Here is a 14,516-nt window from a genome sequence, read left to right as displayed (position 1 = left end):
TCTTATAATGATTTAAAACTCCGATACAGATTATCGAAGGCCTTTATATATGTGTTATAACTCTTATTTTAGTAAGTATATAAGGGTTTTCAAAAAATCCACTTTATGTTTAATCAATTTAATTTACCCTCACAAATTAAACATACTCTATTGATGGCTATTTTAATAAATTCATTCCAAGATACAAAATTAAATTGAGTTAATAAAATGGGATTTCCCATCTTAAATAACTAAATTGAATATTAATTCTCTGCTTAAATTCTATGATCAATTCAATACTCAATACAAAATAATATTATCATTCAGATACTATTTCCTAGCATGACCCTTGAGCCGGTTCACATAAAAGAGATACATGAAATAGTCGACCGTATTGATAAATGTTTCAAAAAAGATGAAAACGACAGCGATGATAATGAAAAAGTAAGAAACATACTTGAAAGGCTCAGGAAACTTGAATACAACGGCAAGGTAGTGTTAAGATCTATCGGACCGGTCAGACGTGGAAAAGCAAGTATTGAGAGAATGCTGCATTCTGAAGATCCTTTCCCGGTATCTTATTCCTGCGACAGTGGAAGCACTACTGCCAAGACATTTGATAATGGTCTGTACATCGATTTCTGCCACTGTGCTATGGCATGTACGCCTACTGACCTTGACGTTCACAGCAAAAGGACAATTGTTGCAGCGGCTTATACTTTGAGTGATAAGGTGTATCTTAATACCAGTAACGACTGGGAATCTTTTGATGAAGGATGTGGAAGAAAAAAGATAATTCAAGTACAACCCGGGCTGCTCAACAAAAAAGTCACTGACATATTACACGACATCGCTCTCTATCTTTCTGAATCAGAGCACATACTCTGGATGCTTGACAGCATTGGAAATGATGATTTTTTCATAATGGATGGTCCCATTTATCCTAAAAGAATAATGTACTGGATGGTGGTCAATTCCGAAGATGTGAATATAAGCATCGACCCCAGTAGCAGGAAAATAATTCAGAATTACATTGACATAATGGACCATCATATTGAAAATATGAAGCCTCTAGTGGGTTTTGTAAAGAACCCGGAGGACATGCAGATAATGCTGGCACTAAGGAAGCAGGAGCCTGAACTTGACCTCCCATGGCTTGTAGATGCACAATTCTTCAAGAATGCACTTTCTCTTGAAAGAACAGGTATGAAGAGACGGGAAGCTGAGAAATATATCACCTACACAAACTGGTTCGTGCAGCCAAACCAGTTCTACGAAAAGATGCTGAAATCAACTTCGCCGCTTGTGGCGGAACTTGCCGACAGCAAATTCGATGCAGAGGATTATGCCCTTAGTTTTTTCATGGCGTATGTTCCAAAGCTTAATACAATTTTTAAAATAGAATCACCTTACGGGCTTGTTAAGAACGAAGAACTGAGAAACCGCATGACGAGAAAAGTGCTCTACGACCTGGCACTTAACGGAATACCAAAGACACTTTCAAAGGCAGATTCAATAGCAAAGATACCGGTGCCTGAAAGAAAGAATATCATTGACAGATTCAGGAATTCTAAAATTGATACTAATTATAACAGTGTAAGATGGGATGAGAAGGATGAGAGATAAGGACATACTTTCTTTTGCAGGCGACATGGATGATGAAATGGATGTCGAGATTCCGGCAATTGACAAAAAACTGAGTGCAACGGGTGAAGATGATTTTGAGGAACTTGTACCTGAAACAGATAGCAATGCATACATGCAGAACGGAGTTTCAGATGATGCTTTCGGTATAATCACCACAGGAATTGACCCGCTGGAAATAACAGAAGCCGGAGCAAGAATTACCGGATATATTACAACATCACACCGCCAGAAAGTGAGACTTGGAACCTATGTCATGGTCCCGTATGGAGATGAAGACCTGTTCGCAAGAATATGGAAACTCCAGTACCTTCAGGAATATGCTGTTGATGATGCGACCGAGATCCACTCTCGCAGGATGCTGCAGTCCAATACTACAGATGAGGTTGACTATAAGTTCCTGGCTTACCTTGACCCTATTTGCATCCTTTACGAACCAAGGGGAAAGGGAATCCTTGACAGGAGAATGAGCGACAGGATACCACGTCCAAATACTCCTATTTTTCCTGTAACTGATAAAAAGAAGATACAGACCGGTCTCAATATTCCTGAGGAAGGAATCTTCATGGGACACCTGAGCGTTGGCGGGGAACTTGTAAAGACACACGCTGTTCCTCCTACTGTCCCATATTACCTGAGAAATGACTACTTAATGGGAGACCCTCTGATATTCAGGCACATGCTTGTATGTGGAAGTACAGGTACGGGAAAAACGTTCCTGACAAAGAACCTGCTGCGTCAGTTCATGAGTGAGAACAACCGTTACAAGCTCCGAGGTTCTGAAGAAAGGAGAAATCCGTGCCTTGTGATTATGGACCCTCAGGATGAGTATTCCCAGCTCTTTGAGGACAATCCAGAGATAACGGATGATGACGACTTCAAATTCAGAGCTGAAAAGGTTAATTTTGGTGCCTGCAAGAACACAAAAACATTTGTTGCTAAGATCAATGGTGAAGCCTACACTGGCAGGTCCAGAGCTGAGCAGATAGAGTTCACCATTCCTTTTGAAATGGTAAAGGAAAACTCGTGGCTCATTGCACCAGTAGGCATGACCGAATTGCAGTATGTAGGAGTTGACCTGCTGCTTGAAGATTACTTCAAGAAACCCGGACAGCACACTTACAGTGGTTTCATGGATTTTATTGATAACGATGTAACCAGAGACCTGTATGTTGAAAGTGGTAAGATACACGAATCTTCCTATGATGGTATCGTGCGAAGGGTAAAGAACCGGGCTCTTGCAAGAGTATTTGACCAGCCTGCAAGACCGATAAGTGAGATTCTCGGACAGATATTCAAACCGGGACAGGTTAGTGTGTTTCCTACCGAGTATATCACAAACTCAAGAATACGTGATATTATTACTCTAACTTTGATGAGCACGATAGTCGATAACAAACTGAACACTTCAGGAGAGGCTGCTGTGAAGGAAACTCCGATAATCCTTGGACTTGATGAAGCTCACCGTTATCTTGCAAAGGCAGGTGGAGAGCACTCAAGGAGACTCATTTCCAAGTTTGCTGATGCTGCACGTCAGGGAAGAAAGGAAGGACTTGGACTTTTCCTTATTACACAGGATCCACAGGATATTGATGATACAATTTTCAAGCAGATCAATACGCGTGTGATTCTTAATCTCAGTAATGATGCTGCAATCAGCACCATGAAGGTGAAAAAGGAATTTGAGAAGAGAATTCCTTACCTGAAGAAAGGGCAGATGATTGTTCAGAGCCCTGATAACAGTGATATGGTTGAGATTATGGGGCTTTCAAGGTGTGTTGTGAAGCATGTGTGAGGCTATTGATCAGCCTTTTCAGAAAAGTAAATGAAAGCTTCCTTTAGGAAGCTTTATTTATAAACCACAAAAGTTTCAGCCGCCATGTCATAGAGTCCCTGTTTCTTTTCAGAGAATGGAATGGCTATGTAACCAATTCCAAGCATCAACGCGGTTACATCTTTGACTATGGATCTAACAACTGCTTTTCCAAAGGATATTCTATTTCCTTCATAATCTATTACTTTAATTCCAACTACTTGTTTGCCAATTGTTGCTTGTTTTTCTGAACTCTCAAAGCCTGCGAAATAACTAATTCCAACAATAATAGAACTTAGCAGAATAAAAACTAGTGATCCCTGGAACAAAACACCTGCAATTACACCAATAATTAAACCAAATATATACAAAAAAACTCCATCAATAAATCTTGCAGCAAATCGTATCCAAAATCCTGCATAAGGTAATTGACCATTGTTTGGAGAATTAATAGAACTCAAATTTGCATTACATTCACTACATGAAACAGCAGTGTCTTCATTAAAATTACCACATTTAGGACAATACATTATAAAAACTCCAAGGGGAAAACTACATTTATTTATAAATAAGTGTTTCTATTTTATCTGATAGTGCAGAGCCCTGATAACAGTGATATGGTTGAGATTATGGGACTCTCGAGGTGTGTTGTGAAGCATGTATAACCTTTAATGCTGCAATAGGAAGTATTTCTCCATTGATTCTTCAAAAACTTATTATAGCAATAAATAATTTACTTAGATAAGTTTGTTTTTATTTTTCACTATGTGAAATCTGGATGAATATATGTTTGGGAAAAAATATGACTAATGTGCCTACTTTGGGATTTGTTATTGTTTATGTAATGATATTGGCAGTCATTCCGTTTATAATGGGACTCATTCCCGCTCAGTTTTTATTTAAAAATACAAAAATATCTATCATTGCAGGAATAAGTTCACTTTTTTTCTATATTGTTTTAATTAAACTCTCGTTCTCTTCTTTTGTAACTTCATTAATAGCAGCTTTCATTTCATGCATCCTGATAGGAATTACTCTTTACAGCATTAAAAACTGGAATATACCTGTTATCAACCTGAATATTGCAGAGAAACTGAGTTTTATAAATCGTAAAACAATTACTGTCCTGGTTGTTTTTTTACTGCTCATTACGCTGCTTGGTTACGATCAAAGTCAGAAAATGGAAAAGGAAATAGAATTCGGTGTGAAAGACCGAATACATGATATTGAGTATCAGGGAATGCCAGGAGCCGAACTTAGCGGATATGAGCATGTAGATATTGTCCGATTGGACTCTAAAATTCTCGGAGACTCGGTTGTCCTGGAAATGGAACTTGCAGGGAATGTGTCAGAAAAAGAGACTGTAGACTATAACTTCTTCATACACACCAGCCAATATGGAACACCCAGCATAACAATTTCAAAATGGGAAATGGAAAAAGAAGGAAATATCCTGAGAGGTTATGTTCCTTTGGAGATAGCACAGAATGGAAAAATGTTCGATGTCCAGGCAGTTGCATCCGAATCAAATTTCAGTCCAAGCCAGGGAATTGATGGAATTTATGATTCATGTTCAAAAGAAAAATATCAAGCTGGTATTCTGAAAATACTGGATTTTTTAATGAGATTGTTTCTGGGAGCATGATGAAACTTATCTTGATGAACATTGCAAACATCAAATTAGTAGAGTTTTGCATTTTCTTTAACTAATTTTATCATTTTTGGAACATAAATAGAAATATTTATAATTCAACCCAAAGTACGTATTAGCTATATACTTTAGGTGTTTTAATTATGAAACAACGATACTTGATTTTTACTCTTGCTTTAATAGTAATTCTGCTGGCAGGTATTCATTTTGTAAATGAATACCAAAAGGAAGAAAACGCAAGAGAAAATGCACGTATTGCAAATGAGACAAAACAACAGATGGGATACATAAGTAGCCTGCAAGCCGAATCCGAGAGAATATTTTCACAGGATCATGATGCTCAGAACTTAGTGAATAAAAATACCAGTTTCGGGGCTTACGAAATAATACACAATGAGAGTTTTGTGGAGTACATTTACATTGTCGGATTTCATCTTCAAAAAGTCAAGTACTCGACAGAACCCAGAATCGCTAACGGAACTGTTTACAGGTTCTACATTGATCTGGATAATAAGAATGTTACCAATGGAGATAGTGAAGAAACATCCTTTTTTAACCAAAGTTCAAATTTGCTGATACTTCACGATAATTATAGAGAAGATAAGAACGGATTATCTTTTGATTCAGAAATGAACACAAAAATCTGGTATGGAGTTTGCTTCCCCCTCAGTAATCGCTGGATGTATTCATTCAGATTAGAAGGAAAGCATACAGTAAACTGTAATTCCATTTCTAACAAAGCACCTTCAATTGAATATCAGCTTAAAATTAAAAAAATAGACACTAATGACAATGGTTTCAATCCATTTTACGATAATGATTATAATCCATTTGATTTAAAAGATAAATATATACGTGTCATGTCGAATAACAATAATCTTTCAACCAGATACTGGGAAGACGAAAGGAAAAAAGAAGAAAACACTTTGACATTGTCCTTGCCTTCAAAAACTGATTATCCCATTGATTGGTTATATATGTGGGATATTTCCTCTGCAGTCAACCAGACAATTGTTTTTGATGTTGATATGGTGGTGAAAGGATGGAGCGATACTTCCAAACCCGAAGAACTGTACGGATGGAGATTCATCATAGAAACACCTCCGAACACATATGAGATGACAGAAGAGACTATGATGGAACTTGGAGTATGGCCAACAAACGGCTTTGGAGGGTTCTATCCTCTCTCAACTACAATTGTCAAAAAAGGAGAATGGCTGGAAAATAGAAACCAGCTATAGAACACTTTACTATGAAACTAAAGAAATCAGGCTTAATTGCAGGAGTTTTTATTCTCCTCTTTGTTGGATTCTATGTTTACAGCACCTTTCCTTACATATTGTACGGTTCTTTGCTTCCTCTTTGTGACATACATAACGATGACGACATCCGACATGAGGTAATCGTAGAAGTATTTGGAGCATACAATCAATCCATTGTCAAAGAAAAGTATTCATTGGGACCGATGAGTGGAGCATCTTATCCGAAGACATTCTGGTTCAAATTTAATCGGTGGACTGATTATAGGTTTGAAGTAACTCTTGATGAAGATGTTGTTAGAACGTATGAAGGGAAAGTAAGCAACTTCAATAAAGTCCATATCAGAATATATGACAATGAAAGTGAGTATTATCCAATTGTTGTGGATGAAATGTACTTTGATTTTGAAAATGGTCTGAATTGGGACTATTATTAGTAATTCAGATCTTTTTATTGAACAATTTGGACGAGTTGATAATGTCAACCAATATTTTTTCAAGTCATAGATGACTTGCACGCCAAAACAGTGATTTTCATGAGAAAACTCATGTTTTTTGCCCTTTTTACCGAAACGTATATATGAGGCTAGTACGTATGGGTGTCTCGCTCAACTGAGCAAGACAACGCGGGCCGGTAGCTTAGCCAGGCAGAGCGACGGACTCTTAATCCGTAGGCCAGGGGTTCAACTCCCTTCCGGCTCGCATTTTACAATCTCTTTTCTGGTGACACTAACTGCTTGATAGCAATTGCTGTATTCAATTACAAATTTAAATCATGTTTTTACCACAAAAGTTCTGAATCTGTTGTTCAGAACTTTGTTTCTTAACATTATAAGTCGGTGCACAGAATTCTTGTATTCGGAGAAAACTCAATTATACACAGGGTGGGGTGTACGGCTTGCTTACTTTAAACCATACAGTCCTGATACCCTTTTTACAGGTGGAAAAATGAAATATTACAGGGAGATTACAGGCTCGATTATCGTATCAATTCTACTAATTGCTGCTATATCTACATGTATAGTATGCGGAGCTGTATCTGAGGACACATCTGATTCGGATAAAGCATATTATGCTTTGGCAAGTATCATGCTAAACCCGAAAGAAGATGATAAAACTACCATGATGCAGTGGATTGATGAAACTGAACTCTTATCAGAAGATGAAAAACCCGAACTAAAACAGAATTTACTTGATGCCTGGGAAAGATTCCCTGATAATACAGATGAGGATCTTGAAGCTGCAAAACTGGCTCTTGATATTGCAGTAGATGTTGCAGCAAAGGAAAAAGCGGCAGAAAAAGATGATTCTGATCTGGCACCAGAAGAAATAGCAGCTATAAGTTATTCTAATACATACAGCATTAAAGAAAGTCCCGGTCTAATTGAGATAAGAGGAGATTTGCCAGTTTTTTCTTCTGATGAAGAGAAACAAGAAGTGTATTCGATTCTTGATGCCCTGCATAATGATATTCGTGAAGATATTGAACCCTACGTTTATCCTAATGGACCAATCATTAGCAATGGATGGAATATAGAAGGCTGCTATAGTATAACATTTAGTAAAGATATGGAAGTCACAGATTCCCAAATAGATAAAATCTATGAACTGATAATCAAAAAATCAATGGAACTCTCTGGAAAAGAAGTCACTGTTGCATTCCTAGAAGGGAATATTGAAAATGAAATGGCAGTTGAAGAAGAAACAACTCAATCTGCAACTCCCGGCTTCTCAGCTTTGAGTCTTGTTTTTGTAATCTCACTCATTTTGCTTAGAAGGAACCGGTAAGTTTTAGACTTTAACCGGTTTCCATTTTCTTATTTTTCAATTGCTGTTCTGGTAGAGATTCCATTAGCCTTATCTATCTTTGAATTTTATTTGATTGAAAAAGGTGAAACAATGCCAAAAGTGAGTCTTGACATTCCCCAGGAGCTTCTTGACGACCTCAACAAACATGTCGGAGATAACAAGAAGTTTGTCACACAGGCTGATGCCATAAGGACAGCCGTGCGTAAAATGCTTGACCAGCTCGATGATATCGACCGCAGGCACGGCAGGCTGGATGAGTAAAATAAAATAAAAAAAGAAGTTTTCTTATTTTGTGCCTGTTGGCACTTTCAAGCTCAGTGTTCAGAGGCTTTTCAAATACTCAATACACTGCCTGCCCTCATCGAGGTTCATCATTTCAGTTACCATCATACCTTTGTAACCTGAAATGTTTTCCATGAACTTTTTCCAGTCCACTGTTCCCTGCCCAATAGGAAGGTGCTCGTCACGTTTTCCGTGGTTATCGTGGATGTGCATGTGTTTGATATTTCCAAGGCACTTTTCCACGAATTCGCCAACAAATCCATTAGTATTGGCATGACCTACATCAAGAGTTATTCCAACATTTTTCCTGTTGACATCTTTCAAAATATCCAGCATTTCATCAGGGTTCATGCCGTAGATCTTTGGCATTTTTGGCATATTCTCAACAGCAATTACAATTCCCATGTCTGCTGCATAATCACAAAGCTGCTGGATTGACTCGACATTTGTCTTCCAGGCCTGATCCTGAACCTGACTTCCGTATGGTGAAAGATAACCCGGGTGAACCACAGCAAGGTTTACAAAATCAGAACCCATGTCAAGACATTTTTTCATCTGACGCATAATCTCATCATGAATTCCTTTATTCAGGCCTGCAAGATTCATATCAGAAAACGGCAGATGCATTGTAAGAGTAAGGTTTGTTGTTTCGGAGATTTCACGTACCAGATGGATATTCTCATCACTAAGTGTCTGTGAACCTTCCTGGACAATCTCCCAGCCAGCGTATCCCATATCCTCAAGTTCATAGGCCCAGTTGAACTGGTCTCCTACTGCTGCACGTGATGAAAAACTCAGGTTCGTGACATTCATATTAAACATCCCTTATATTCATTTCAAAATCAGGAACACCATCTTCTGTTGGAGGTGTCAGCCAGTCGAAGAACCTTTGCATTTCTCCTTCGTTGTCAGCTGTCACGTTGATATTGATAGAACCAAGTGGTTCTTCCTGTGCAGGATAGTTCAGGCGGCCAACACTTGCAACCTGCTTGCTGATGATAAAGGAAGTAGACAGTCCGTCATCTGACAAACCGACATTAAGTCTTGTACGTGAAGTATCAATAATCTCCTCCTCCCTTATCTGGAAGTGGATATTCTTCAGCGCATAGATGTCGCTGTCACCTGTGAATTTCCCGCTGTACTCTGAGCTTTCCTCGTAATCAAAATCCATCTCAGGGAAAAGACGGTCCAGAGCTGAGAAAACTTTGTCCTTGCTCTCTGTTGGGTTCACAACTGCTGAAACTGTAATTTTTATCATGATAACTTTCCTGCCGGTTGATTATTACTTCACAAGTGCCATGATTTTATCTCTGAACTCATCAAGGGTGCCATTGTTCTCAACAACAACATCTGCAATCTCCATTGCTTCACCCATTCCCCATCCAAGTTCACGATCATCCCTGATCTTCAGTTCACTTATATCTTTCATGTCATCACTTCTCTTGCGGGCAAGCACACGATTGAACCTTATTTCAAGAGGTGAATCCACGGAAACAAGCGTGAAATCTGAGCCAAACGCCTCTTTGAAACGCTCAACTTCAGGAACACTGCGAACACCATCGATTCCAATGAAATCCTCATTTGTAGCCTGGATTTTAGGGATACATCTCTTTGCAACAGCATCCCTGCCTTCCTTTTCACGTAGGTCTGTGCCCACGCCACCGGTATTGGCGTCTGTTGGCTCAAGTCCCCTGCGGACTACCTCTTCCCTGATGACATCTCCCATATTGATTACAGTGATACCTTTCTGGCGCAGAACAGATGCTGCCTCTGATTTGCCCGAGGCCGGCATTCCAACAAAAGCTAAAATCTTAGTCATAGATGAACCTTTCTTCTTTTATTAAGTTAGTAAAGGATAAGTGTTAAAACTTAATTTCTGGTGATTTAATAGAGTTTTCCATAGATCCTACTTATATATTAGTATACCCTTCGATAGGACATTCCCATGAAAATTGCTGACATCAAGATTTCAGGAAATATCCTGCTTGCACCTATGTCCAATGTGACAAATCTGCCTTTTCGCCTCATGTGCAAAAAATACGGTGCATCATTTACATACTCAGAAATGATTAGCTCAGATGCTGTCATCTACGAGAATGAGAAAAGCATAAACCGTGGAATGAGCTGTGAAGAGGAAAGACCACTTGGGATTCAGATTTTTGGAAACTCTGCTGAAAAGATGACAAAGGCAGCTCTCCGGATAGAAGAGATCTACCAGCCGGAAATTATAGATGTCAATTTTGGCTGTCCTGCAAGACTCCTGACAAAAGACGGGTGTGGGTCTGCGCTTTTAAGATCACCTGAACTTATTCATGAAATCATCACAGGACTTACAGACAACCTGTCAACTCCTGTGACTGCAAAGATTCGTGTTCTTGAATATATGGAAAAAACCCTGGAAATAGCACACCTGATAGAAGATGCAGGTGCGCATGCATTAACTGTTCATGGAAGGACAAGGCAGCAGCAGTATTCAGGAAAAGCTGACCATTCTTATGTAAAAAAAATAAAGCAGGAACTCAGTATTCCTGTTATTGCTAACGGTGATATCATTGATGAGACATCTGCACGGCAGGTTCTGGATTATACTGAATGTGACGGGATAATGATCGGCAGGGCTGCAATGGGTAATCCTTTCCTTTTCAGGAGGATTTCTCACTACCTTGAAACCGGGGACATACTTGATTATAATGAATGCAGCCAGAGAATTTCAGACCTCAGGGAATATTTTGGGCTTTTAGAAGAATATGACCTGATGCATACTGTCAACATAAAGGCGCAAGCACAGTGGTTCACCCGTGGGATGAGAAATGGCAGACATATAAGGAGGAGCATTGCCAGCTCAAAAACTATAGACGAGATTTTGCAAAGTCTGAGTGAGATGTGCAAACATGCCGATTGATAGCATAAATATATCAATTTAACCAATTTTAATATGTATATTTTTATTAATTTTCAACACATTAACGGTGTAAATTACCGAAAGACTAAATAGTAATTAACCGATTCTACACAATTAAACATTGCATTTAACGTCAGTTGACGAAAAATCTGATGCTTTCAAGTATCTTTTTTCGACACCTTACGCGCGATGTTACCCGATAAAAACGTATAAAAAATCGGAATAATTTGTTATATCTATTATTACACATGGTTTATGGAGAATTCTAGATGAAAGAAATACGCATACACGGCCGTGGTGGTCAGGGCTCTGTCACAGCTGCTGAACTTTTGGCCGTTGCTGCTTTTGCAGACGGTAAATTCAGCCAGGCCTTCCCCGCATTCGGTGTCGAAAGGAGGGGTGCACCGGTCCAGGCATTCACAAGGATCAACAATGAACCAATCAGGCTCAGAAGCCAGATCTACGAACCTGATTACGTTATTGTACAGGACCCTACACTCCTTGAAGTAGTCGATGTTGCAAGCGGTCTCAAGGAAGATGGAATACTTATTATCAACAGTGATTTTGATGCAGACAAGTTTGACCTTGACACCAAGGCAAAGATAATGACTGTCAATGCAACAAAGATTGCACTGGACATTATTGGAAGACCTATAGTTAACACAGTCCTTCTGGGCGCTTTTGCAGGTGCAACAGGCGAGATAGAGCCAGAATCAATTATGGAAGCTGTTAAGGAAAGGTTCCCTGGTAAAGTAGGAGACAGAAATGCTGAAGCTATCCAGGAAGCATACACAATGATGAAGGAGGCTAAGAAATGAAGATTCTTCCAGGTGGAGTCTGCGACGCAGGCACAACCAGAGTAAACAAGACTGGTGGATGGAGAACTTTCAAGCCGGTTTACGATTACGACAAATGCATTAAATGTAAGTTATGCGAACTCCTGTGTCCTGACAGTTCAGTGAACCCAAGAGATGACGGATATTTTGAGTTTGACTATGATTTCTGCAAGGGTTGCGGAATATGTGCAAATGAATGTCCAAAGAGCGCAATCACAATGGTTCTGGAGGAGAAATAAATGGCACCAGAAAACAAAGTTGACAAAAGCAAGATGGTCGTTGTCGAAGGTTCATACGCTGTTGCACACGCTGCAAAAGTCTGCAGACCAAATGTAATTTCAGCATACCCTATCACACCACAGACCCACATTGTTGAGGATCTCTCACAATTCATGGCAGACGGTGAAATACCAAACTGTGAATACATCAACGTGGAATCTGAGTTCTCAGCTCTCTCTGCACTTGTAGGTTCTTCAGCTGCAGGAGCAAGATGTTACTCAGCAACAACCTCACAGGGTCTTGAACTCATGCACGAAGTACTGTTCAACATTTCAGGTATGAGACTTCCTGTAGTAATGACAATTGCAAACAGGGCAGTCAGTGCACCTATCAGCATATGGAATGACCATCAGGACGCAATCTCCCAGAGAGACACAGGATGGCTCCAGCTCTATGCAGAGAACACACAGGAAATCTCAGATATGACCGCTCAGGCATACAAGATCGCTGAGGACAAGGACATTCTTATGCCTGCAATGACCTGTATGGACGGTTTCATTCTTTCACACGTTTACGAACCTGTTGTACTTCTTGAACAGGACCTTACAGATGAATTCCTGCCTACCTACGAACCAGAAAATGTTCTGGATCCAAAGAACCCACTGAGTTTCGGTGCTTTTGCAGACCCTAACTACTACACAGAGTTCAGGTTCCTGCAGGAACAGGCAATGCAGAAAGCTCTTAAGAAAATAGAGGATGTAGCAAATGAATTCTACGACGTATACGGAAGATACTACGGAGGACTTATTGACGAGTATCGAACAGATGATGCAGACATCATCATCATGGCAATGGGATCCATTGTCGGAACCATTAAGGACGTCATTGATAAACTCAGAGACAGGAATGTGAAAGTAGGTCTTCTTAAGGTCAGATCATTCAGACCATTCCCTGTTGAAGCTATTAAGAATGTTGTCAAGGATGCAAAGGTTGTTGTCGTACTTGACAAGAACATCTCACTTGGACTTAACGAAGGTGCACTCTTTACCGAAACAAAGTCTTCCCTCTACAACACCGACATCAGAATACCTGTAGTTGGTTACATGATCGGTCATGGTGGACGTGACATCAAGGTGGACACCATCACAAAGATTATCGATGAAGCTACAGAGGTTATGAAGACAGGTATCAAGATCGAGAGCCAGTTTACCGATGTGAAGGAGGAACTACTATGAAATCATTGTTAGCCCCGGGACACAGAGGATGTGCAGGTTGTTGTGACGCAATGGCTGCAAAGTTTGCACTTATGGGCGCCGGCGAGGACTGTATTGTCATCAATCCAACCGGATGTCTTGAAGTTATGACCACCCCTTTCCCTGAAACTGCATGGGATGTACCATGGGTACACTCACTTTTCGAGAATGCAGCTGCAGTAGGAGCTGGTGTTGAAGCTGCCCTTAAGGCACTTGGTAAGAAAGAAAACACCAAGGTACTTGTGATGGGTGGAGATGGTGCAACACTCGATATCGGTATGCGTTCCATTTCCGGTGCATTCGAAAGAGGTCACGACCTCACTTATGTTTGTATCGACAATGAAGCTTACATGAACACTGGTGTTCAGAGAAGTGGTGCAACACCATACAATGCTTCAACCACAACAAGTCCTTCAGGAAAGGTTTCATTCGGAAACCCAAGACCAAAGAAGAACATGCCAGCTATCATGGCTGCACACGGTGCACCATACGTTGCAACAACTTCAATCGGTTTCCCAAAGGACATGATCAAGAAAGTCGCAAAGGCTACTGAGATTGAGGGACCAACCTACATCCACGCACATGCTCCATGTACAACCGGATGGGGATTTGACACTTCAAAGACAGTGGAAGTTGCAAAGGCAGCTGTTAATACCGGTCTCTGGCCACTCTACGAAATGGAGGATGGCGAGGTTACAAAGGTCAGAAAGCTCGGAAAGAACATTAAACCTGTTGAGGACTACCTCAAGATGCAGCGTCGTTTCAGCCACCTCTTCAAGATGGAAGGCGGCGAAGAAGAGATCGCAAAGATCCAGGCTATTGCTGACAAGAACATTGAAGTTTACGGGCTCTAAACCCGTATCTTTTCT

The 14,516-nt window shown here is 40.0% G+C and carries 16 protein-coding genes and 1 tRNA gene; 13 read left to right on the top strand and 4 right to left on the bottom strand.

The window, feature by feature from the left end:
• Window positions 1-321: 321 nt before the first annotated feature.
• Window positions 322-1,605 carry a DNA double-strand break repair nuclease NurA gene (locus V7O61_RS15150; protein WP_023845147.1) on the top strand — a complete coding sequence of 428 codons (1,284 nt, stop codon included), beginning with the start codon at window positions 322-324 and terminating at the stop codon, window positions 1,603-1,605.
• The gene (locus tag V7O61_RS15145) at window positions 1,586-3,418 is read left to right on the top strand and encodes an ATP-binding protein (RefSeq protein WP_407283136.1); all 1,833 of its coding nucleotides are present in this window, start codon (window positions 1,586-1,588) and stop codon (window positions 3,416-3,418) included. The genes V7O61_RS15150 and V7O61_RS15145 overlap by 20 nt, the downstream gene beginning before the upstream one ends.
• Before the next feature lie 53 nt (window positions 3,419-3,471).
• On the opposite strand, the gene V7O61_RS15140 is transcribed toward V7O61_RS15145, so the two are convergent.
• Complete coding sequence (locus tag V7O61_RS15140; RefSeq protein WP_023845149.1) at window positions 3,472-3,966, bottom strand: RDD family protein; 495 nt, start codon at window positions 3,964-3,966, stop codon at window positions 3,472-3,474.
• A gap of 272 nt (window positions 3,967-4,238) precedes the next feature.
• On the opposite strand from V7O61_RS15140, the gene V7O61_RS15135 reads away from it, so the two are divergent.
• From V7O61_RS15135 to V7O61_RS15110, 6 genes are all read left to right on the top strand, one after another.
• Window positions 4,239-5,081 carry a hypothetical protein gene (locus V7O61_RS15135; RefSeq protein WP_407283137.1) on the top strand — a complete coding sequence of 281 codons (843 nt, stop codon included), beginning with the start codon at window positions 4,239-4,241 and terminating at the stop codon, window positions 5,079-5,081.
• Window positions 5,082-5,230: 149 nt separating this feature from the next.
• Entirely contained in the window at window positions 5,231-6,328 is a 1,098-nt protein-coding gene (locus V7O61_RS15130; protein ID WP_407283138.1) for a hypothetical protein, read from the top strand.
• A gap of 11 nt (window positions 6,329-6,339) precedes the next feature.
• Entirely contained in the window at window positions 6,340-6,783 is a 444-nt protein-coding gene (locus tag V7O61_RS15125; RefSeq protein WP_407283139.1) for a hypothetical protein, read from the top strand.
• 191 nt (window positions 6,784-6,974) lie between these two features.
• Window positions 6,975-7,048, top strand: a tRNA-Lys gene (locus V7O61_RS15120).
• Window positions 7,049-7,294: 246 nt separating this feature from the next.
• A complete protein-coding gene (locus tag V7O61_RS15115; protein ID WP_407283140.1) occupies window positions 7,295-8,134 on the top strand; it encodes a hypothetical protein in 840 nt (279 codons plus the stop codon).
• A gap of 111 nt (window positions 8,135-8,245) precedes the next feature.
• Window positions 8,246-8,416 carry a hypothetical protein gene (locus tag V7O61_RS15110; protein ID WP_023845152.1) on the top strand — a complete coding sequence of 57 codons (171 nt, stop codon included), beginning with the start codon at window positions 8,246-8,248 and terminating at the stop codon, window positions 8,414-8,416.
• Window positions 8,417-8,476: 60 nt separating this feature from the next.
• On the opposite strand, the gene V7O61_RS15105 is transcribed toward V7O61_RS15110, so the two are convergent.
• From V7O61_RS15105 to V7O61_RS15095, 3 genes are read right to left on the bottom strand one after another with little or no spacing between them, the layout of a single operon-like run.
• On the bottom strand, window positions 8,477-9,250 hold the full coding sequence (locus tag V7O61_RS15105; RefSeq protein ID WP_407283141.1) for a sugar phosphate isomerase/epimerase family protein: 774 nt from the start codon (window positions 9,248-9,250) through the stop codon (window positions 8,477-8,479).
• A 1-nt stretch (window position 9,251) separates the two neighbouring features.
• Window positions 9,252-9,695 (bottom strand): RNA-binding domain-containing protein, encoded by a 444-nt coding sequence (locus tag V7O61_RS15100; protein ID WP_407283142.1) that lies wholly within the window; start codon window positions 9,693-9,695, stop codon window positions 9,252-9,254.
• Between the two features lie 24 nt (window positions 9,696-9,719).
• Window positions 9,720-10,256, bottom strand: coding sequence for an AAA family ATPase (locus V7O61_RS15095; protein ID WP_407283143.1), 537 nt, complete (start codon window positions 10,254-10,256; stop codon window positions 9,720-9,722).
• A 126-nt stretch (window positions 10,257-10,382) separates the two neighbouring features.
• Here V7O61_RS15095 and dusB point away from each other — a divergent pair, with 126 nt between their 5' ends.
• The 5 genes from dusB to porB all read left to right on the top strand — a co-directional run bounded on the left by dusB (window position 10,383) and on the right by porB (window position 14,501).
• Window positions 10,383-11,339 carry a tRNA dihydrouridine synthase DusB gene (gene dusB / locus V7O61_RS15090; RefSeq protein WP_407283144.1) on the top strand — a complete coding sequence of 319 codons (957 nt, stop codon included), beginning with the start codon at window positions 10,383-10,385 and terminating at the stop codon, window positions 11,337-11,339.
• Between the two features lie 269 nt (window positions 11,340-11,608).
• Window positions 11,609-12,157: a pyruvate ferredoxin oxidoreductase subunit gamma gene (locus tag V7O61_RS15085; protein WP_023845157.1), complete on the top strand. Its 549-nt coding sequence runs from the start codon at window positions 11,609-11,611 to the stop codon at window positions 12,155-12,157.
• Entirely contained in the window at window positions 12,154-12,414 is a 261-nt protein-coding gene (gene porD / locus V7O61_RS15080; RefSeq protein ID WP_023845158.1) for a pyruvate synthase subunit PorD, read from the top strand. Before V7O61_RS15085 ends, porD begins: the two co-directional genes overlap by 4 nt.
• Window positions 12,415-13,629, top strand: coding sequence for a pyruvate synthase subunit PorA (gene porA / locus V7O61_RS15075; RefSeq protein WP_407283145.1), 1,215 nt, complete (start codon window positions 12,415-12,417; stop codon window positions 13,627-13,629).
• The gene (gene porB / locus V7O61_RS15070; RefSeq protein ID WP_023845160.1) at window positions 13,626-14,501 is read left to right on the top strand and encodes a pyruvate synthase subunit PorB; all 876 of its coding nucleotides are present in this window, start codon (window positions 13,626-13,628) and stop codon (window positions 14,499-14,501) included. Before porA ends, porB begins: the two co-directional genes overlap by 4 nt.
• The last annotated feature ends 15 nt before the right edge of the window (window positions 14,502-14,516 follow it).

Origin of the sequence: Methanolobus sp. WCC1 (genome assembly GCF_045690315.1) — an archaeon.
GTDB lineage: Archaea > Halobacteriota > Methanosarcinia > Methanosarcinales > Methanosarcinaceae > Methanolobus > Methanolobus tindarius.
The sequence above is the reverse complement of the archived record's forward strand: the minus strand, read 5'-3'. Positions and strand labels throughout refer to the sequence as shown.